This window comes from Tessaracoccus caeni (genome assembly GCF_029211185.1).
Classification (GTDB): domain Bacteria; phylum Actinomycetota; class Actinomycetes; order Propionibacteriales; family Propionibacteriaceae; genus Arachnia; species Arachnia caeni.
Genome location: NZ_JARGDO010000012.1, coordinates 86431 through 104924, shown reverse-complemented (window position 1 = coordinate 104924; position 18494 = coordinate 86431). Strand labels below are relative to the sequence as shown.

The 18494-nt window shown below is 66.5% G+C and carries 16 protein-coding genes and 1 pseudogene; 10 read left to right on the top strand and 7 right to left on the bottom strand.

The genetic code is table 11. The features are described 5' to 3' along the window. Positions 1–48: 48 nt before the first annotated feature. Positions 49–519, bottom strand: a complete 471-nt coding sequence (locus P0D62_RS11910) for a hemerythrin domain-containing protein (RefSeq protein ID WP_275702775.1) — start codon at positions 517–519, stop codon at positions 49–51. Positions 520–648: 129 nt separating this feature from the next. After that, complete coding sequence (locus tag P0D62_RS11905) at positions 649–1335, bottom strand: type 1 glutamine amidotransferase domain-containing protein (RefSeq protein WP_275702774.1); 687 nt, start codon at positions 1333–1335, stop codon at positions 649–651. A gap of 133 nt (positions 1336–1468) precedes the next feature. On the opposite strand from P0D62_RS11905, the gene P0D62_RS11900 reads away from it, so the two are divergent. After that, on the top strand, positions 1469–2158 hold the full coding sequence (locus P0D62_RS11900) for an aspartate/glutamate racemase family protein (RefSeq protein ID WP_275702773.1): 690 nt from the start codon (positions 1469–1471) through the stop codon (positions 2156–2158). 52 nt (positions 2159–2210) lie between these two features. Next, the gene (locus P0D62_RS11895; protein ID WP_275702772.1) at positions 2211–3161 is read left to right on the top strand and encodes a 2-hydroxyacid dehydrogenase; all 951 of its coding nucleotides are present in this window, start codon (positions 2211–2213) and stop codon (positions 3159–3161) included. A gap of 12 nt (positions 3162–3173) precedes the next feature. On the opposite strand, the gene P0D62_RS11890 is transcribed toward P0D62_RS11895, so the two are convergent. Then, positions 3174–4439 carry an ATP-binding protein gene (locus P0D62_RS11890; protein WP_275702771.1) on the bottom strand — a complete coding sequence of 422 codons (1266 nt, stop codon included), beginning with the start codon at positions 4437–4439 and terminating at the stop codon, positions 3174–3176. 462 nt (positions 4440–4901) lie between these two features. On the opposite strand from P0D62_RS11890, the gene P0D62_RS11885 reads away from it, so the two are divergent. From P0D62_RS11885 to P0D62_RS11875, 3 genes are all read left to right on the top strand, one after another. After that, positions 4902–5531: an HAD family hydrolase gene (locus P0D62_RS11885; protein WP_275702770.1), complete on the top strand. Its 630-nt coding sequence runs from the start codon at positions 4902–4904 to the stop codon at positions 5529–5531. 375 nt (positions 5532–5906) lie between these two features. Continuing rightward, positions 5907–6833: a hypothetical protein gene (locus P0D62_RS11880; RefSeq protein ID WP_275702769.1), complete on the top strand. Its 927-nt coding sequence runs from the start codon at positions 5907–5909 to the stop codon at positions 6831–6833. A 17-nt stretch (positions 6834–6850) separates the two neighbouring features. Continuing rightward, the gene (locus tag P0D62_RS11875; protein ID WP_275702768.1) at positions 6851–8062 is read left to right on the top strand and encodes a glycosyltransferase; all 1212 of its coding nucleotides are present in this window, start codon (positions 6851–6853) and stop codon (positions 8060–8062) included. Positions 8063–8080: 18 nt separating this feature from the next. Here the strand turns inward: P0D62_RS11875 and P0D62_RS11870 are convergent, their stop codons facing one another. The 3 genes from P0D62_RS11870 to P0D62_RS11860 form a co-directional block, all read right to left on the bottom strand. Further along, complete coding sequence (locus P0D62_RS11870; RefSeq protein WP_275702767.1) at positions 8081–8920, bottom strand: PhzF family phenazine biosynthesis protein; 840 nt, start codon at positions 8918–8920, stop codon at positions 8081–8083. 79 nt (positions 8921–8999) lie between these two features. Beyond that, positions 9000–10022: an NAD-dependent epimerase/dehydratase family protein gene (locus tag P0D62_RS11865; protein WP_275702766.1), complete on the bottom strand. Its 1023-nt coding sequence runs from the start codon at positions 10020–10022 to the stop codon at positions 9000–9002. Between the two features lie 32 nt (positions 10023–10054). Continuing rightward, positions 10055–10960 carry a phosphotransferase family protein gene (locus P0D62_RS11860; protein WP_275702765.1) on the bottom strand — a complete coding sequence of 302 codons (906 nt, stop codon included), beginning with the start codon at positions 10958–10960 and terminating at the stop codon, positions 10055–10057. Between the two features lie 399 nt (positions 10961–11359). Between P0D62_RS11860 and P0D62_RS11855 the strand changes: the two genes are divergently transcribed. The 3 genes and pseudogenes from P0D62_RS11855 (at position 11360) to P0D62_RS11850 (ending at position 13717) form a co-directional block, all read left to right on the top strand. After that, on the top strand, positions 11360–12463 hold the full coding sequence (locus P0D62_RS11855; protein WP_275702764.1) for a DNA alkylation repair protein: 1104 nt from the start codon (positions 11360–11362) through the stop codon (positions 12461–12463). Positions 12464–12590: 127 nt separating this feature from the next. Further along, positions 12591–12698: pseudogene (locus P0D62_RS19180) on the top strand (VOC family protein); the annotation flags it as partial. Between the two features lie 605 nt (positions 12699–13303). Continuing rightward, positions 13304–13717 carry a hypothetical protein gene (locus P0D62_RS11850; protein ID WP_275702763.1) on the top strand — a complete coding sequence of 138 codons (414 nt, stop codon included), beginning with the start codon at positions 13304–13306 and terminating at the stop codon, positions 13715–13717. Positions 13718–13896: 179 nt separating this feature from the next. Here the strand turns inward: P0D62_RS11850 and P0D62_RS11845 are convergent, their stop codons facing one another. Next, positions 13897–14742 (bottom strand): hypothetical protein, encoded by an 846-nt coding sequence (locus P0D62_RS11845; RefSeq protein WP_275702762.1) that lies wholly within the window; start codon positions 14740–14742, stop codon positions 13897–13899. 166 nt (positions 14743–14908) lie between these two features. On the opposite strand from P0D62_RS11845, the gene P0D62_RS11840 reads away from it, so the two are divergent. Continuing rightward, a complete protein-coding gene (locus tag P0D62_RS11840) occupies positions 14909–16723 on the top strand; it encodes an ATP-binding cassette domain-containing protein (RefSeq protein ID WP_275702761.1) in 1815 nt (604 codons plus the stop codon). After that, positions 16720–18483 carry an ATP-binding cassette domain-containing protein gene (locus P0D62_RS11835; RefSeq protein ID WP_275702760.1) on the top strand — a complete coding sequence of 588 codons (1764 nt, stop codon included), beginning with the start codon at positions 16720–16722 and terminating at the stop codon, positions 18481–18483. The genes P0D62_RS11840 and P0D62_RS11835 overlap by 4 nt, the downstream gene beginning before the upstream one ends. Positions 18484–18494: the final 11 nt, after the last annotated feature.

Sequence of the window (18494 nt, the reverse complement as noted above, 5' to 3'; positions counted from 1 at the left end):
AGCCCCGTGCATAGGCAGACTTGTGCTCCGGGGTGGTTGGGTGCGACATCACAGCGGGCCGAGGGCGTCGTGCACCGCAGCGTCCAACTCGAGTCCTTCGAGGACGGCGAGCAGCTGGCGTTCCTCGTAGCGGAAGTGGTTTTCCATGATCGCGCCCAGGCCGTCGAGGTGGCGTTCCAGCTCCGCGGCGGGGGCCGACTGGTCGAGCGCCGAGCTCAAGCCACTGAGGAGGTAGGAGATCATGGAGTGATCCTGCTGGAGGGATCGCAAGACGGGGGCCAGCTCCGGGTAGGCGACCTCGATCGCGGGGAACAGGGTGCGATCCTCGCTTCGGTGGTGGCCGTCGAGGGCCGCGCAGAAGCCGTGGCAGTAGAGCAGCAGGTCGCGGCCCGGTTGATCGGCGGCCGCACCGTTTCGCACGGCCTCCCGCGTCACCTCGAGGGCTCTGCGGATCCGCTGGTGAACGGTTCGTAGTTCGGTGCTCCAGGCGATCAGCCTGGTCGTCTCGCGCTCAGTCACGCGAGAACGAAGGAATCGATGCGCGCATCGGGTTCTCCTTCGGGTTCCACGCCTCCATGCCTGACACAGACTGCCACCGACACGCGACGCTGCAGGAACTCTAGCAGTCCGGGATGTCGGGCCGGATGGTCAGAGCAGCGCGGCGACCTTGGCCGCGGTCTCCTTCGCCGATCCCGGGTTCTGCCCGGTGACCAGCCGGCCGTCGACGACGGTGTGGGAGACGAATGGCAGCAGCGCCTTGGAGTAGCGGGCGCCGCGGTCCTTCATCCATTGTTCGACGTTGTAGGGGACGAGCTTGTCGACGCGGGCGAGCACCTCCTCGCGCCAGGAGAAGCCGGTGATGTTGCGTCCGGCGACGAGGTGGCTGCCGTCGGAGAGGGTGGTCTCCAGCAGCCCGCAGTAGCCGTGGCAGACCGCGCCGACGATGCCCCCGCGCTCGAAGATCTCGCGGGTGATCTGCTGCAGGCCGGTGCTGCCGGGGAAGTCGAACATCACGGCGTGGCCGCCGGTGAAGTAGATCGCGTCGTAGTCGGCGGAGTCGATCTGCCCGGGGCTGGCGGTGTCGTCGAGCAGGGCCATGCGCGCGGGGTTCTCGCGCCAGGCCTTGGCGGAGGCGTCGTAGTTGGGAAACGTCAACGACCGCGGCTCCAGCGGCGATCGCCCGCCCGCCGGGCTGATGAGCGTCTGCTCGAAGCCGCGCTTCTCGAAGAGGTCGTACGCGTGGGTGAGTTCGGAGAGCCAGAGCCCGGTGGGGTGCGACGGGTCGGTTTCATAGTGGTCGACGTTGGTGACGACGATCAGGATGCGCGTGCTCATGGAACCTCTCATCCGAAGTGGACACTGTCTACATTGCCACGGAGCTGGCTCAGAGGAAGCGTGCCCGATGCTCTGTCGACCTTGGCGAGCAAGGACACAGGCGGGCTCACGGTGCGCGTCGTAGAGTCGGCGCATGAAGACGATCGGTGTGTTGGGTGGGATGAGCTGGGAATCCTCGCTGGGGTGGTACCGGATGGCGAACGAGCTGGTTCGTGAGCGGCTCGGCGGATATCACTCCGCGCCGATCCTGCTGGACTCGCTCGACTTCGCCGAGATCGAGGCTCTGCAAGCATCCGGCGACTGGGACGCCGCCGGGCGGCTCCTCGCCTCGCACGCCCAGGGGCTCGAGGCAGCCGGCGCAGGATTGGTGGTGCTCTGCACCAACACCATGCACCTGGTGGCCGACCAGATCGTTGACGCGATCAGCGTGCCGTTCGTCCACATCGTCGACGTGACGGCGGACGCGATCACAGCCGCAGGGCTGTCGACGGTGGGTCTGCTGGGCACGGCGTTCACCATGGAACAGCCGTTCTATCGCGACCGGCTCGCGTCGCACGGCATCACCACGGTGATTCCGGACGACGAAGACCGTTCCACCGTGCACCGGGTGATCTACGACGAGCTGGTGAAGGGCGTCGTCAGCGAGGAGTCGCGGCAGGCCTATCGCGAGGTCATCGGCCGCCTCGTCGCGGCCGGCGCCGAAGGGGTCATCCTGGGCTGCACCGAGATCGAGCTGCTCATCACACAGCCCGACTCGCCCGTCCCCGTGTTCCCCACCACCGCTCTCCACGTCGCGGCAGCCCTGGCTGCAGCCGACGAGTAACGCCGCGAGAGGAGGAGGGGATGAGGGAGAGCAAAGACGAGGGAGAAGGATCGTGAACGACAGGACCGTGGTGCTGAACGCGGGATTGGTGAACTACGACGGGAAGGTCGATTACACGCAGATCGCGTCCGACGTCGTGATCTACGACGAGACCCCCGAGGACAAGATCCTGGAACGGGTCGAGGGATTTGCGGTGGTCGTCACCAAGGAGATGAGGGTCGGCGGCGACGTCATCCGACGGTTCCCCGACAGCGTGCGGATGATCTGCGAGGCCGGCACCGGCTACAACAACCTCGACCTGGACGCGGCGCGGGAGAAGGGCATCGTCGTCTGCAACATCCCGGCCTACAGCAGCCAGCGCGTGGCGCACACCGCCATCCTGCTGATCCTGAGCCTCGCGAGCTCGCTGCAGAAACAGATCCGCATGCTCGTCGAGGGCAACCACGACAACTTCCACACGCACCTGATGGTCGACCACGTGGAGGTGAACGGGAAGACGCTGGGCGTTGTCGGGTACGGCGCCATCGCCAAGGAGATCATCACGGTGGCGAAGGCGCTGGGGATGAAGATCCTGGTGTCCACGCGAACTCCCAGGCCGGATGAGGACGGGGTGCGTTTCGTCACGCTCGACGAGGTGCTCGCGCAGAGCGACTTCCTCTCCCTCAACTGCCCGCTGAACGACTCGACGAGGCACCTGATCAACCGCGAGACGCTGGCGATGATGAAGCCGAGCGCCTGCGTGATCAACACCGCCCGGGGTGCGTTGATCGACGAGCCGGCGCTGATCGAGGCGCTGCAGACCGGCGTCATCGCAGGCGCCGGCCTGGATGTGCAGGAGGTCGAGCCGCTCGATGACGCCAGCCCGCTCTACATCATGGACAACGTCATCATCACGCCCCACATGGGGTGGCGGGGTCTGGAAACGCGGCGCCGCCTGGTGTCGATGATCGGGGACAACATCCGCGCGTTCACCGATGGGCATCCGATCAACCGGGTGAACTGAACAAGTGCGCTTCTAGGCCCACAACGTCGAGATCGGTGCCGCGACGATTCGATCGCCCAGCTCGAATGCCTGTGGACCGGTGTGCAAGACGAGGCCGGCGACGAAGCGGTCGCCGAGTTCCTCTCGGAGCCAGGCCAGGTGTCGGGCATCGTGTCGGCTCGGAGCAGCCGTCGCCTTGATCTCGATGGCTGCGATCTTGCCGCCTCCGTACTCCAGGACGAGGTCGATCTCGTGGCGACCGCCCTTGTCGCGCAGGTGATACAGCCTTGGACGCCGTTCGGAGACGGCCAACTCTGGGCGGATCTGCATGGCGACGAAGGCATCGATGATGCGGCCGAGCAGGTTTCCGTCGCGCATGATGTCGGCGGTGCTGAGCCGGAGCGCTGCGACCATGAGGGACGTGTCGGTGAGGTATCGCTTCTTTAGCGCGACCAGTCGGGTGAGTCGGCTCGACCACCATGCGGGAACGGCCTCGGCGATGAACAGGTTCTCGAGCAGCCGCCAATACGCCTGAGCTGTTCGGCGGTCGATGCGGACGTGATCGAGGATGGTGCTGTCGTCAACCACGCCGGCGTTGTTGATGGCGATTGCTTCCACGTAGCTCGCGAGGCGGCCTGCGTCGATCCCCTCACGCAGAAGTGCCGCATCGTGATGGATCAGCTCGTCCAGGTAGCTCGTGAGCCACAGCCGCCGGCCAGCCTCGTTTCGGTGGAGAACGGGATCAGGGAAACCACCGCGGACGGCGAGGTCGACGTAGTCGCCGAGGTTGAGGCTGTCCCCGGCGGCCGGGACGAGCGTTGACAGGTCGCCGGTGGCGAGACGGTCAACGGTGAGCGGGCTGTTCGTGCTGTGGTCTGTTTCGCGAACAGCCATGGTTGACATGGGGATACGGGTGATCCGGCCAGTCCCGGGCCACGTGTTGGCGGCTACTTCCGACGATACCGATCCCGTAAGTATGAACCGATGGGGCCGCGAGTTTTCGTCGACAGCTCGTTTCACAGCGGCAAGTACGCCGGGTACCTCCTGCCATTCGTCGAGAAGGACGGGCTCGGTCAATCTTCGAAGCGCAGCATCTGGGTCTGCCCTGAACGCGGCAGCCTCGGCGTCGCGGTTCAGGCGCACCACTGTTGCGGCATGCCGGGCGGCGGTCGTGGTCTTGCCGCACGCGCGAGGGCCAACCAGAGAGACCGCAGGAAGCTGGCTGACCGCGACATCGAGCAGGTTGTCGACGAGGCGCTTCCGGTACGACGACGGAGGTGTGGGATCGGGCTCATCCATGGCTTAATGCTACTCTGGTCCACTAGCTGATGCTGATTTGGCCCACTGGTCGATGCTGTTCTGGTCCAAATGTGGTGGGGTGTCCAGTCCGCCGATCGCAACACACGGTCCGGTCTTGACGGCACCTAACAGGGTTGTCGGTGGGTGGTACCTGCGCTTGCAGCGCTTGCCCCTGATGAAGGGGAGCGGGAACAGGGCGGTGGTCGTGTACATCAGAAGTGTCACAGTCGAGAATGTGAAAAGCTTTCGCGAGAAGCACCGGTTTGATCTGCGGCCCTTTACTCGAGCTCCCGTGTTGACATCAACAGTTTTCCGGTCAGTGGTGATCTTGGCCGAGGACGTGGCCGGCTAGGAGCATGATCGGCGACAACATCCGCGCGTTCGCCGAGGGTCATCCGATCAACCGGGTTGTCTGACTCCTCCGTTACGATCACCGTCACGGAGAAAGTGGAGGTGAGGCGGATGCGCGTCGAGGCGGTGTGCTGGGACTGGAACGGAACTCTGTTCGACGACGTCGAGGTCTGCCGGCTGACGATGAATCGGGTGCTCGCCGAGCACGGTCATCCGGAGATCATCGACCTCGCCGCCTATCGGCGAGTCTTCCGATTTCCGATCCGAGCCTTCTACGCCGACCTCGGTATCGACGACGCCGCCTATCTCCGCGCCGCTGATCGCTACATCGCGCTGCTTCACGAGTCCATTGCCGACGCTGCGCTGCACTCGGGCGCTGAGGACACCCTGCAGCGACTGGCCGGGCTCGGGCTGCGGCAGATCCTCGCCTCGGCAACCGTCGGAGCAACGCTTCATGCGCAGATGCGCCCGCACGGCGTCCACGGAGCGTTCAGCGACATCCTCAGCATCGATGACGCCTACGACGCGTCCAAGTACGACGTGATTGCCGCGTGGCTCACGGCGACGAACATTCCTCCGACGCGGGTGGTGATGGTCGGCGACACCAACCACGACCTCGAGATCGCCGAGGCGCTGGGCACCCAGTTCGTGCACTTCACCGGCGGCCATCAAAGCCTCGACGGCGCCGACGTGGCGCGCATCGACTCGCTCGACGAGTTGATCTCGCTGCTTTCGACCTAGAGCTTCCGCCGCCGCCGATCGATAGACCTTGGAGGACAACCGGAAGTTCGCGTCGAGTTGGCGCCGTGTTGGGCCGAGGTGCCCTTGCGCGACTCTTTTTCCGTATGGGCTGGATCCCGCTTGCCGCCATCCCGGCGGCGACTCTGCGGTGTGCGGATGATCGAACCCTGAGCCCGCCCGCACTCCAAATGGGGGTTGGCTTGGCCCTCTGGGGTGATGTGCGCCGGGGGCGATCGTCCATAGCCTCGTGGGAAGCTCAGAGGAGAGGACGCATGGCGATCACACAGGCACCGGGACGCGGCGCGACGAGTGCTCGACGGATCTCGCGCAACGGTCGTTGCGCGTCGCCTGGCGGGCCGCATCCTGCTTCTTCTCATGACCCGATCGGAGCCTGACATGCTGGGGTTCTTCGTCGGACTGGCCGTCGCCCTCGGCGGCGCGCTCCTGCTGGCCGGGGGATCGGAACTCCAATCGAGGGCGGTCTACGTCGCGGACGGCCGGTGGTCCAGATTCATCCGGAATCCGTTCTGGCTGCTCGGCCTCCTCCTGCTGGGCGTCGCCGTATCCACGAATTTCATCGCGTTGGCGCTGGCCCCCATCAGTGCGGTGCAGTCGATGAGCATCGTCGGCCTTGCGGCGTCGACGACATACGGGGCGATCACGGGTCGGATCAGGGTTACCCCTCAGGTGAAGCTGTCCGTGGTCGCATGCCTGGTGGGCATTCTCGGGTTCATCGTCGTCATCGCAAGCCACCGAACCGATGTGGCCCACCACGATCTCGAGCGGCTGCTTCCCATCGTGATGGCGATCCAGATCATCGTCGCTGCGGCTGGCGTGGTCATCGCCTGCGTCAGTAGGCGAACGACGGACAAGACGACGCACATGGCGGGCCTCATCATGGCCGCGGTGGAGTTCGGCACCATCACGGCGACCTTCAAGGTACTGGTCGGGCTGGTTCTGGCGCACGGCCTCGTCGAGGTTCTCACCCAGCCCGTCACGATCCTGGCGCTGCTCTTCGTCGCCATCGGCGGCACCATCGCCGGGGCGCAGTTCCAGCTCGCGCACCGGGTGCTTCCCGCGCCCACCGTCGTCGCCGCTCTGACCATCACCGAGACGCTGACGGCCGCCGCGATCGGCACCCTGCTGCTGCAGGAGAGCGCTCTGACGCCCGAGGCGGGGCTCCTGGTTCTGCTGTTCGGCGGGGTCGCGATCGGCGGCGTCGTCGGGATGCGGAACCTCCAGCGCACGACGGACTTATCCGCTTGCCCAGAGCCCGAGCTGGCCGTCTCCCACACCGGATAGATAAGGAAACGCAACCGATGCATGTCGCGTTCTTCAGTGATCAGCACCCAGCAACCCTGGGTGGGCTGCAGGTGTCCCTCGGGCTTCAGCGTGAGTATTTGGAGGCGGCCGGCCACACGGTGACGGTCTGTTCCCCCGACTCCAAGCGCCGGCCCTCGCCGCAATACTCCCGCGACGGCGATGTGCTGCTGCGCGCGATGCAGGTGGGCGAGCACTCCTTCCGATTCACCGGGCCGTCCGCGGACAGGGCGACCGATGCGGGGTTCGACGACCGACCGCCGGTGGACGTCGTCCACGTGCAGGCGGACGCGTGGGGCGCCTGGAACGGCTACCGGTTCGCGCGGCGCCATGGGCTACCGGTGGTGCACACCATGCACACCAACATCGAGCTCGGCGTACCCGGCGTGGTCCCGTTTCCGCAGGCGGCGTTCCGGCTGATGTGCGCCGCACAGCAACGACATCTGCGCACCCCGGTGCCGGACATGGCCGGCTACATGCGCGCCTTCTCTGAGACGGCCGATGCCGTCATCGTCCCCAGTTCGCACTTCGCCCGGAGGCTCCGTGACTACGGCATCGACCGTGAACTCCACGTCATCCCCACCGGCGTGGACGACCGTCAGATCGACGTGGCATGGACTGAGATGCGTGCCAGGCGGGAACGGCCGGTCCTGATGTGGCCCGGCCGGATCAGCGAGGAGAAACGTCTCGACGACGTGCTCCGGGCGTTCGCCTACTCGCAGATCGACGCCGAGCTTCACGTCTACGGATCGGGGCCTGGGCTGCGGCACTGCGAGTCGCTGACCAACCTGCTCGGGATCGCGCATCTCGTGCGATTCCACGGCACGGTCTCGCACGACGCCATCCTGCGCGCAATGAGGCAGGCCGACGCGGTGATCCAGAGTTCCCTCGGCTACGAGACTCAGGGGCTGACCGTCTACGAGGCGATCTCCGTCGGCACCCCTGTGCTCGTGCGCGATCCCGCCATCGCCTACGACCTGCCCGCGGCGTGGCGTCATACGGTGATGGACGCGTCCGTCGAGGCCCTGTCCCACGCGCTGAAGGAACTGCCGGACATGCTCGCGACGGGACGCCTGGCCGATCCCGGATCTCCGCAGGCCCAGTTCCGGCAGAGTTCGATCACCGGGCGAATCCTCGACGTCTACGAGGCCACCATCGCCGAGCACCGCGACCCGTGGCGCGACGCCGACCTGAGGCTCCGCGTCGCCTGAGATCGTCTCCCAGGATCTCTACGTCGTGGTGGTTCCGCTGAAGCAGACGGTGGTGGCGCCGCCCACCCAGACGGCGTCGCCGTCGACGGTGATGGTGATCTCTCCGGCTCGACCGAGGCACGTTCCTTGCGAGACCGTGTAGTGGGCAGGGGCTTGGCCGGTGCTGGTGAGCCATTGCGCGACCGACGCGTTCATGCTGCCGCAGACCGGATCCTCGGGCACGTCGACGCCGGGGGCGAAGGAGCGCAGCTCGAAGGCGTGCCGAGAACCCTCGGGGTAGGCGCCGATCGCGCCGACCATCGCGTCGGGGATCTGGGAGAGGTCGGGCTGCAGCGCCAGCACCTCGTCGGCGGTGGCGAGCTGGATCACGGCCCAGCCCGGTCCGTTGTCCACCCACTGATGACCGATGACCTGATCGGCGTTTGTGCCGTAGGCGGCCACGATCCGGGCGAGGTGCGCGTCGTCGAGAGGACCGGTGCGCAGCAGGGGAGGGGCGGCGAAGGACAACAGGTCGTCGTCGTGTCGAAGCGTGATCAACCCGGCGGCGCATTCCTGAACGATCCGGCCTTCGGTGTGGGGCAGGCCTCCGTGATGCAGCCAAGCGCGGGCTGAGCCCAGCGTCGGATGGCCGGCGAACGGAAGCTCGCCTTTAGGCGTGAAGATGCGCAGCCGGTAGTCGGCCTCGGATGTGGTGGGTGGCAGCACGAACGTCGTCTCGGAGAGGTTGGTCCAGCGCGCGATCCGCTGCATGTACTCGGTATCCAGGCCTTCGGCGTCGAGGATGACGGCGACGGGATTGCCCAGGTACGGGGTCGGCGAGAACACGTCGACTTGGGCATAACGACGGGAAAGGCTCATGGAGCCGATCCTCTCACGAGGAAAGCGAAGCAGCCGGCCTTGGCGAGGATGCCGTTCGGTGGAGCGATGGCCCTCGGGGTCAGTGCGTTCCTGAGGACGGTGTGATCGACGTGAGGTGCTCGATTCCGGCCTGAAGTGGAGCGTCGACGTCGAGTTGGTCGTGCGCGATGAGCCAGGCGATCGCTTCGAGGATTGCTTGTTCGGGTTCGTAGCGTGGTGCGTAGCCGAGCAGCGACTTGGCCTTCTCGATGGTGAACACCTGGCTGCGGTGAAGGTGACCCCAGCTCTCGCGGGCGTACTCCTCCGTGGTTGAGGCACGGTAGTCATCCCAGGTGATGGGCTCCAGCATGGCGGATCGTCCGAACCAGCCGGAGGCGATCTCGATGTAGCCGCGTACGGTGAGCGCCGTCGGCGCGACGATGTTGAAGTCCTCGCCTGCGGCCGCGTCGCGATGCTCGACGGCGAGTTCGAAGGCTTGGGCCAGGTCGTCGGCGTGGACGTGGTGCAGCGTCTCGGTGCCGCTGCCCGGCACCCGGATGGTGTCGCCCGCAGATAGGGTGTGCCACACGTTGGGGTCGATGTTGCCCAGCGGACCGGTGGGATGCCAGCCGCGCCCGACGATGTGCCCGGGATGGATGGAGGTGGTGACCAGCCCGCCGGAGGCGGTCTCCTCCTTCAACATCCGGGCGATCGCGGCTTTCTGGAGGCCGTACTCGTCGAACGGTGGTCCCGCGGAGTCGCTGTCTTCGGCGATGGGGAGCTTCCGGCTGGGGCCATAGCGCCAGATGGACCCGCAGTGGATCAGGTGCCCGACGTTCCCACGCAGTGCGTTGACCAGGGCCGTCGCGGACTCGAGGGTGAAGCACACCAGATCGATGACCACATCGGGCTCCAGCGAGAGGACCGTGGCACCGAAGGTGCCGTCGGCATCCTGTTGCTGACGATCCGCCACGACTTGAGTGACGGCCTCCCACGCGGGCGCATCGGCGTAGCCGGTGCCGCCGGAGCGGGTGATGTTGAACACCTGATGCCCGGCGCGCACGAGTCGTGGAACAAGGAAGGTGCCGATGTGGCCGCTGCCGCCGATGACCACGATTCTCATGAAGCCTCCTGAGTTGGGTTGCGATGTACTGGTTAGTTGAACGGCCTTGTCAGCAGCGATGCCGACCACGGGATCAGCACGGGATCCATGGCGTAGTACAACGCGTAGAAGCGACGGTAGGCGTCGATCAGCCAGGCGTCCGCGCCGAGGCGTCGACGTAGCTCGTCCTCCAACCATGCGGCGTCCGCCGTGCTGCCGTCGTAAGGGGACGCCTCCAGGATGGCGAGTGTGAGCACCTCGTCCATGACGGGATCGGCGGCGAGGGCGTGCACGCTGACGTCGAGCACCGCGGTGAGGTGGCCGTCATCGTCGACCAGGACGTTGGCCGGAACCAGGTCGACGTGGCAGAACGCAGGGGTCACGACGCGGTGGCTCAGCTTGTCGAGGAGTGTGCTCACCTGGTGGTCGAGGTTGGGTACGGCCTGCGCGAGGAGTCCATCGCTGTAGTGGATCCCGATGGCGATCTGCGCCGCCAACAGTTCCGGAAGTGAGGTGAACCGATGCGGGTTGTGGAGCACGCGGCCAAAACCTTCACGGGGGAGGGGAAGCTCTCGGAGTCGAGCGGCGACGTCGAGCAGGCTGAGCAGCGCCACCTGCCGCCTCCTTGGATCGGGCGTTTCGGCGAGCCACCGTGAGAGGGGGACGCCCGGCAGGCGACGTTCGATGTTGTAGTTCTGCGAGCCCCGCCTGGCTTGGCTCAGTACTTTTGGCAGTTCGACGCCGATGTCACAACCCGCCCACGAGTCCAGCAGGTCGGCCAGTTCCCGGTCGGGTGGGGAGTCGCCCGGAGCCTGAATCCGCAGCACGCATTCGTCATCGAGAGCGAAGACGCGTGCTTCGCCGCCGCTGCCCAAGAACGCCGTCTCGTCGAGACCGAATTGCGCCAGGATCGCCGCCTCATCCGGTCCCGCCGGCGCGTACGTCTGCTCCACCATCATAGAGATTCCGCAGGTAGGTGGCGCCTACTGCGGCGCACTGGATGGCGACCTGGCTTCGTTGTCGAACTCACAAGCATGCCCAATGCGAGTTTCGACTCTCTCGCCTTGCCATGTCATCCATCCAGTACGTCCTCGCTACGGCGCCACCTACCTGCGGAACCTCTTGCTCATCCTGCTCACCGTATCCTGAGTCGCCGTTGGTGTCCCGCTTCCTCCGATGTCGTGCACGGCGGCCCATCCGCATCTGACGGGGTCACGTGCGCGGGGTGCGACTCACCGGCAGACTTGGGCACATGGTGACGAGGCTGCGACGCAAACCGTTCGCGATCCAGCGCTGGGAAGGCGGCGGCATCGTCCGGGCGTCGAACGAAGGCCATGGGCCCGGGAAGGGGTGCTGAGATGGCCGACTTCAAGGACGAACTGTCGCCAGAACTCGTCGCGCGCATCGGGGGCGACCTTGCAGCGGCGTCCTCCGCGTTCGACCGAGCGGCCTTCGAACGGCTCGCCTGCGCCGGTCTTGGCGAGCTCGAGTTGATGGCTCGCGTCGACTGGATCGCTCGCGCGCTCGCGACGACGATGCCGCCGTCCGCCGAGCGGGCCGACCGGCTGATCCGAGCGGCCCTCGACAACGGGGGGCTCCACGGCTGGGCGTCCATGCCGGTTAACGCGTATGTCTCTTCGACGCTGCTCGACCGGCCCGACGTCGCGCTCCCGCTGCTGGCCGCGCTCACGCCCCGCTACACCGCGGAGTTCGCGATCCGTCCCTTCATCGAGACGCACTACGAGACGACGATGGAGCACCTTCGGTCGTGGACCACCGACTCCAACGAGCATGTCCGGCGGCTGGTCACCGAGGGCACGCGGCCGCGGCTGCCGTGGGGTCGGAAACTCGCTCGATTCGTCGCCGATCCGGCTCCCACCATCGCGTTGCTGGAGGTGCTCGCCGACGACGAGTCCGACTATGTGCGCCGCTCCGTCGCCAACCACCTCAACGACATCAGCAAGGATCATCCAGATCTCGCCCTCGACGTTGCCCGTCGTTGGTCTCGGAGCCTCACGCGTGGTGACTTCGTCGTGCGGCACGGTCTCCGCACGCTGATCAAACGAGGAGATCCGGCGACGCTCGCGGTGCTCGGATTCGATCACGACGCTCGGATCGATATGGAGAATCTCACCTGTTCGCCGTCGACCATCTCCATCGGAGACGCGACCACCATCTCCTTCGCGTTGCGTGCGGCCGCGCCGACGAAGGCGGCGATCGACTACCTGGTTCACTACCAGGGGGCTCGCGGGCCCAAGGCCGGCAAGGTGTTCAAACTGACCGTCCGGGATCTCCCCGGTGGTCGGGCGGTCGATTTCTCGCGCCGCCACCGGTTTGCCCACGTCTCGATCCGGACGATCCACCCGGGCGCGCACCGCATCGAGATCCAGGTCAATGGGCGGGTGCTTGGCGCGACCGAGGTGGAGGTCACCGCAGGCGAAGCACCATTGAGCACGGACTGAGCTCTCTTACGCGCATAGACCCAGCGCCTCGGGCATCAGGGCGGCTGCCAACGTCGCTATTCCGACGGGCGCGGCCGCGGTGTTGCCGACCGACGTGGGTGGGTGCTCGCCCGTCTAGAGTGAGGTCATGAACGAGACCCCAGGGATTCGCGGCATCCATCACGTCACGCTGTCCGTGACCGACCTGGATGCCACCATCGACTGGTTCGGCGAGGTGCTCGGCTTCGGCCTCCTCACCCGCGTCACCCACAACGGGCTCGATAAGGCGCTCTGCCGGCTGGGTTCCATTCATCGATCACGGCGACGCGCGCGCCGGGGACCGTTTCGACGAGCACCGCGTCGGGCTGGATCACCTGAGTTTCGCTGTCGACGCTGCCGCCATCGAGGCATGGGGCCAACGTCTCGACGAGTTGGGTGTGACGCGTTCCGAGATCGTCGACGGCATCAGCGGCCGCGTGCTTTCGTTCCGCGGCCCGGATAACATCGCGCTTGAGTTCTACACCCTTCCCGCCTAAGCCTGGATCCGCGAGGTTATTTTCGTTCGGTTGCCCGGCGATCTGGGGATAGCCAGGTCACAGACGTCAGCATGCTGACGGATCTGACCTGGCTAACCCCAGATCGCCAGACAAGCCCGACCGCTGACGGAATCAACCTCGATACCCCCGGCCACTTCCCGACCACGCCGTTGGAGCCGACGATCGCGATGCCAGCGATCCGCATCCACGGAGGCTATCGGTTCTGCGACTTCATGAGGACATCCTGCGAGTCTGTTGGCCTCCCGGCGAGGGGCACAGGCGCGACGGGCCTGCGGTGGGGTGTGGCTCGTGTGATCATTGGCGCATGATCAAGGGACGACTCATTGCCGAGAGCTGCAAACCCGGGGTCGATATCGAGGTGCCGGGCCTACGTCTGGTACGATTCGGACGCCACGACGTCACCGGGTCGACGACTCCGCCGGATGAGCGCGATGCCCCCGTGACGCCAGGCGCTGTCGCCGAGCAGCCCACCATCTGGACTTTCATCGACTTCGAGGCGCCCAACGAACTCGCCGATGATCTGGCCCATGCCTTTGCCCAGGCACTCGAACCCCAACTCGGGTGGTGGGCAGACTTCACCGTCGATGATGCCGAGAAGGTCGTCGTCTTCGCTGACAAGGTGTTTCGCTTTCGCATCGACGACGAGAACGCCAGCAGGACCGCTAAGGCTTGGGGCCGTGCGCGGGGAACCCCGGAATCTCAGTTGGACTGGGGCTGACGCTGCTGGGCGTGTGCCGCGCGGAAAAGTGCCTGAGCGGGGGTGATCTGTGCAAGAGGTACAGATAGCCCCCGCTCAGGCACTTTTATTCTCAAGAGGTCATGGAGAAGCCGGGGCGCCCCCTCGACGATCGGGTGGTCGCCGTCCTCCGGGAGCCTCCGGCTAGAGGGAATCTCTGTTCAGTTCCAGCCGAGGCGGTGAGCGACGGTGTTGGCGGCGGCTGTCGGGAAGTCCTCCCAGTCGGGTTCCAGAATCTCGCGAATGAGGGCGAAGAGGTCACGGGCCGCCCGCTCGGCGGGTTGATCGAGTGCTGCCGAGATCTGTGCCGCCCACACGGGATAGTCCATCTCGAATCGTCTCGTCGGATCGATGGTGTCGCGTGCGGTGGTCGCCTCGTCCCCGAACCGACCCCGGATCGCGCGCAGGAAGTGGTTGACCACCCACGTCCGGATGAACTGTCCTCCGTTGATGGCCTCGCCGCGACGAAGACGACCGACTCCGATCAAGATCTTCACCAGAGCAAGCCTCACGTCGTTGCTCGGATCGAAGCGGTCGGCCTTGGTTGCGAGGCCCTGGGCGCGCGCTATCAACGTGCTGGTTGTCGCCGCCGCGTCGTCGATCACGACGGAGGCATCGCCGGCCACGACCCCCTCCAGCTCTGTCGCTTCCGCGAGAGCGAACTCGAGCACGTGGCCGTCATCGTAGAGGACGGTGAAGCCGATGCTGCCGTCGCGAGCGGTCGTGACGATGCGGTGTGGGTCTGGGAGCCAATCGAGGGATCGCCTCGCCTCCATCCCGCGACCCGGTTCGGCTACGAGGAAGAAGTCGTGATCCGACCATTCGTCGCGGCGACGCGCACCCGTCTGAGAAGCGGAGCCGAGCAGAACCAGTCCGATCACTCCGTCTTTGGCTGCGGCGGCCTCGATCAGTTCGTCGGTGAACAGGTCGAAGGCATCGTGTTCCGAATGGTGACGCTGTCCGCCGTCGGCGGTGTTGTTCGGCGTGGAATGGGGATCTCTCATCATGGGCTCTCTCCGGGACGTTGGTGAAACGTGGATGCACGCTCGCGCGTGACAGAGCCCATGGGTTGTGATGCCCGCAGCCTATGTGCGGACGCCTCGGATGGCAAGGGTCGCCCCTAGCTAACTAACACGTGTTAGGCTCGGGTGAAGGTCGGCGTCGCAATGAAGGGTGTCGGTGGTGTTGTCCCGGGTGCGGAACATGATGTCGGAGCGGCTGGAGTTGCTCCGGCTCGTTCTGGTATCCGAACGGCGGCCCCTGATCCTGTTCGTTCTGGTGGGCATCGTGACCGTGGGCGCGCCCGTTGCGACCTCCCTGCTGACCGGTGCCTTGACGCGGCAGCTTCGCGCGTCCGGAGACGTCGGTGCGACGGTCTGGGCCGGCGTGGGTGTGGCTGTGTCGATCGTCGTCCTGCAGCAGGCGATGGCGTTCCACGGTCCGCTCGTCGCGAGGGTGACGTCGTCGATCGACGGGCACCTCCGGCGGCGGGTGCGCTTTCTGGCGAGCGAGGTGCTGCCCTTCGCGATCGTTGAGAGCGACGAGTTCCAGACGGATGCGTCGCGGGTGTGCGACCCCGGCGCGGTGAGCTGGCGCAGCCGCACTCCCGGCGCGGCGGCGATCGGGCAGCTGTGGCTGATCTTCCGAATCCTTGCAGCGCTGGCGCTCGGCGTCGTGATCGCGACCTTCAACGTCGTCGTGGCGGTGGTGGCGCTCGCGGGTGCCTTCGCGATCAGGGCGATCGTGCGCGGGGAGTGGGTGCCGTACTTCCGCATCGTGGACGACAACGCTCCGCTCGGGCGCGAGGCGGACGACATCGCGGCGACGTTCGCCGAGCCCCGATTTGCGCGGGAGTTCGCGGTCTTCGGATTCGGCCCGTGGCTCATTGAGCAGTGGCACGGGCGGCATGTGGCGGCCAAGGAAGCGGGCTACCGGGCGCTGGTCAAGATCGCGCAGGAGCAGTGGCTCACGGGGATCATCGCGTTCGTCCTAGCCGTGGTGTCGTTCGGCCTCCTGGGGCTGGATGCAGCGGCGGGTCGTCTGAGCGCGCCCGAACTTGCGGTCGCGATGGTCGCGGTGACCGGGGCGATGGGCATGTCCACCATGGGCTGGGAGGCCTGGGATATCGACTACGGGCTCTCGGCGATGCGCGCCTACCGTCGGATCGAGTCGTTGAGCGCCTCACACCCCGCACCGCAGGCGCTCACATTTGACGCCCCGGCGGCTCACCGTTCGGCGCCCGAGGTGGTGCTGGAGCGCGTGGCCTTCGGCTATCGCGACCGGCCGGTGCTCCAGTCGGTGTCCCTCACACTGATCCCGGGCGAGCGGCTCGCGATCGTCGGCCGAAACGGCGCCGGAAAATCGACGCTGACCAAGCTGATCAGCGGCCTCTACGCCCCGCAAGCCGGTGACATCCGCTTCGACGGAGTCTCCGCGACCGACCCCGAAAGCGGCGGGTCGTCGGTGGTGGCGATCATGAACCAGGATGCGCTGCGGCTCCCGCTGGATGTGCGTATGAACGTCACCCTTGGTGCGACCGCGTCCGACGACGAGGTCTGGGAGGCGTTGACGCTCGCCGGCCTTGCCGACGGACTCCGGCAGCGGGGCATCACGCTCTCGACGGCACTGTGGAACACGACCGGACCCACCACTGATCTCTCGGGTGGCCAGTGGCAGCGGCTGACGCTGGCCCGGGCGATCCTGGCCGCCTGGCGCGGAAAGCGCATCCTCATCCTGGACGAGCCCACGTCGCAGTTCGACGTGCGCGGGGAGACGGAGTTCTACAACACGGTGATGGCCGGGCTTCCCGGGGTGACCGTCGTCTTGATCACCCATCGCCTGTCGACGGTACGCCGAGCCGACCGCATCGCGCTGCTGGAGGACGGGCGGATCGGCGAGATCGGTTCGCACGACGAACTCATGCGATCCGGTGGCGCCTATGCGGCGATGTTCCGCGCGCAGGCCGACCGATTCCGGGAGATCGGATGAGGGGCGTGCTGCGCGAAATGGGCCGGGCGCTGAGGCTCGGCTGGCATCGCACGAGGATCGCGATGGTCCTCGCGGTCGTCGTCGCTGCCCTCGGTGCGACGTCCACCGCTGCGTCGGCGGCGATCCAGCGCGCTCTGATCGACGGGGCCGAACAGGGAAGCCCACACCAGATCATGTTGATCGCGCTGGGCGCGGGGGCCGTCTTCACGATCTGGCTTGCACTGGCGCGCATCGGTGGCCCCCTGTGGGATCAGGTGGTGCATCGTGTTGTGCCCGAGCTGCGCGCCGAGGTGCTCGACCTGATCGATCGCCGGTCGTCCTTCGAAGACATCGGCGACCCGGACTTCCTCGACGACCTCGAGCGCGTGCGTCGCGAATCGGCCGGCCCGATCCACCTTCCGTGGCTGCTGTTCTCGAACCTGATGGGCCTCGCGGGGCTAGGACTGTCGATCTGGCTGCTGCTGGCGGTGGACTGGCGGCTGCTGGTGATCCTCGCAGGTGTACTGCTCTCGCTGGTGCTGTCCCTGGTGGCGGCGCGCACCGAGGTGCGCGAGACGGAACGGCTGACCCCGCTGGAGCGCAGTGAGCGCCACCTCCACCAGGTCTGCATCGAACCGCGAGGCGTCGAGGAGATCCGCTCGTATGATTGCGGGCCCGTGCTCAGTGACGCGGCGGGGGAGCTGTGGACCGAGATCGCCGACCGTCGCCTGCGGATCAAGATGAGGGCGCTCCGCTGGCCCGCCGCGGGATGGCTTGGCTTGGGGGTCGCGCTGGTCGTGGGACTGTTGATCGTCGCGGACGGCATCACGGCCGGCAGGCACACCACCGGCGATCTGGTGCTCGTCATCGTGCTGACGATCGGCCTGCGCGGCCAGCTTTCCCTCGCTATCGCCCAGGCCAACGAGATCGGTCCGTTCGTGTCGACCGTGAGGGCGACGGCTCGCATTCGTGACCGGGCCGGCCGTTCGTCGCGCCCGATGCCGCGCGATGGCGACCTGCGTCAGGGCCTGCGTCTGGAGGACGTGGGATTCACCTATGCCCGGTCCTCGCGGCCGACGTTGACCGCCATCGATCTGGATCTCCCGCGCGGCGCGCTGATCGCCGTCGTCGGAGAGAACGGTGCTGGAAAGACGACGTTGGCCAACCTGCTTCTCGGCTTGCTCGAGCCCACCCGTGGCCGGTTGCTTGTCGACGGCGTCGAGGTGGAACCAGTGGCCTGGCGGCAGCGGACTTCCGGCGCTTTCCAGGACTTCATGAAGCCGCGATTCACGGTCCGTGAGGCCGTCGGTATCGGTGATCCAGCGAGGATCGACGAGCGGGACGCCATCGAGGCGGCGATCGCTGTGGGCAACGCCGGCGACTTCGTCGCGAGCCTTCCAGACGGAATCGACACCTCGCTCGCCCCGCGCCGGGGCACCGACCTCTCGCACGGGCAATGGCAGTTGATCGCGCTGGCGCGCTCCAGGATGCGCCAAGAGCCGCTGCTCCTCGTGCTCGACGAGCCGACCTCCGCGTTGGACGCCCACGCCGAGTTCGAGCTCTTCCAGTCCTTCGCCGTCACCGCGCGCCAGGCGGCTGTTGCCCGTGGAACGATCTCGGTGATGATCTCCCACCGCTACTCCGCCGCGTACCTCGCCGACCGGATCCTCGTCGTCGACGAAGGACAGATCATCGAACAAGGCACCCACGCGGAACTGATGGCCCTGAACGGACGCTATCGCGAGATGTTCGAGCTCCAGCGGATCGCCTACCTCGGCTGAGTGGCTGCTCT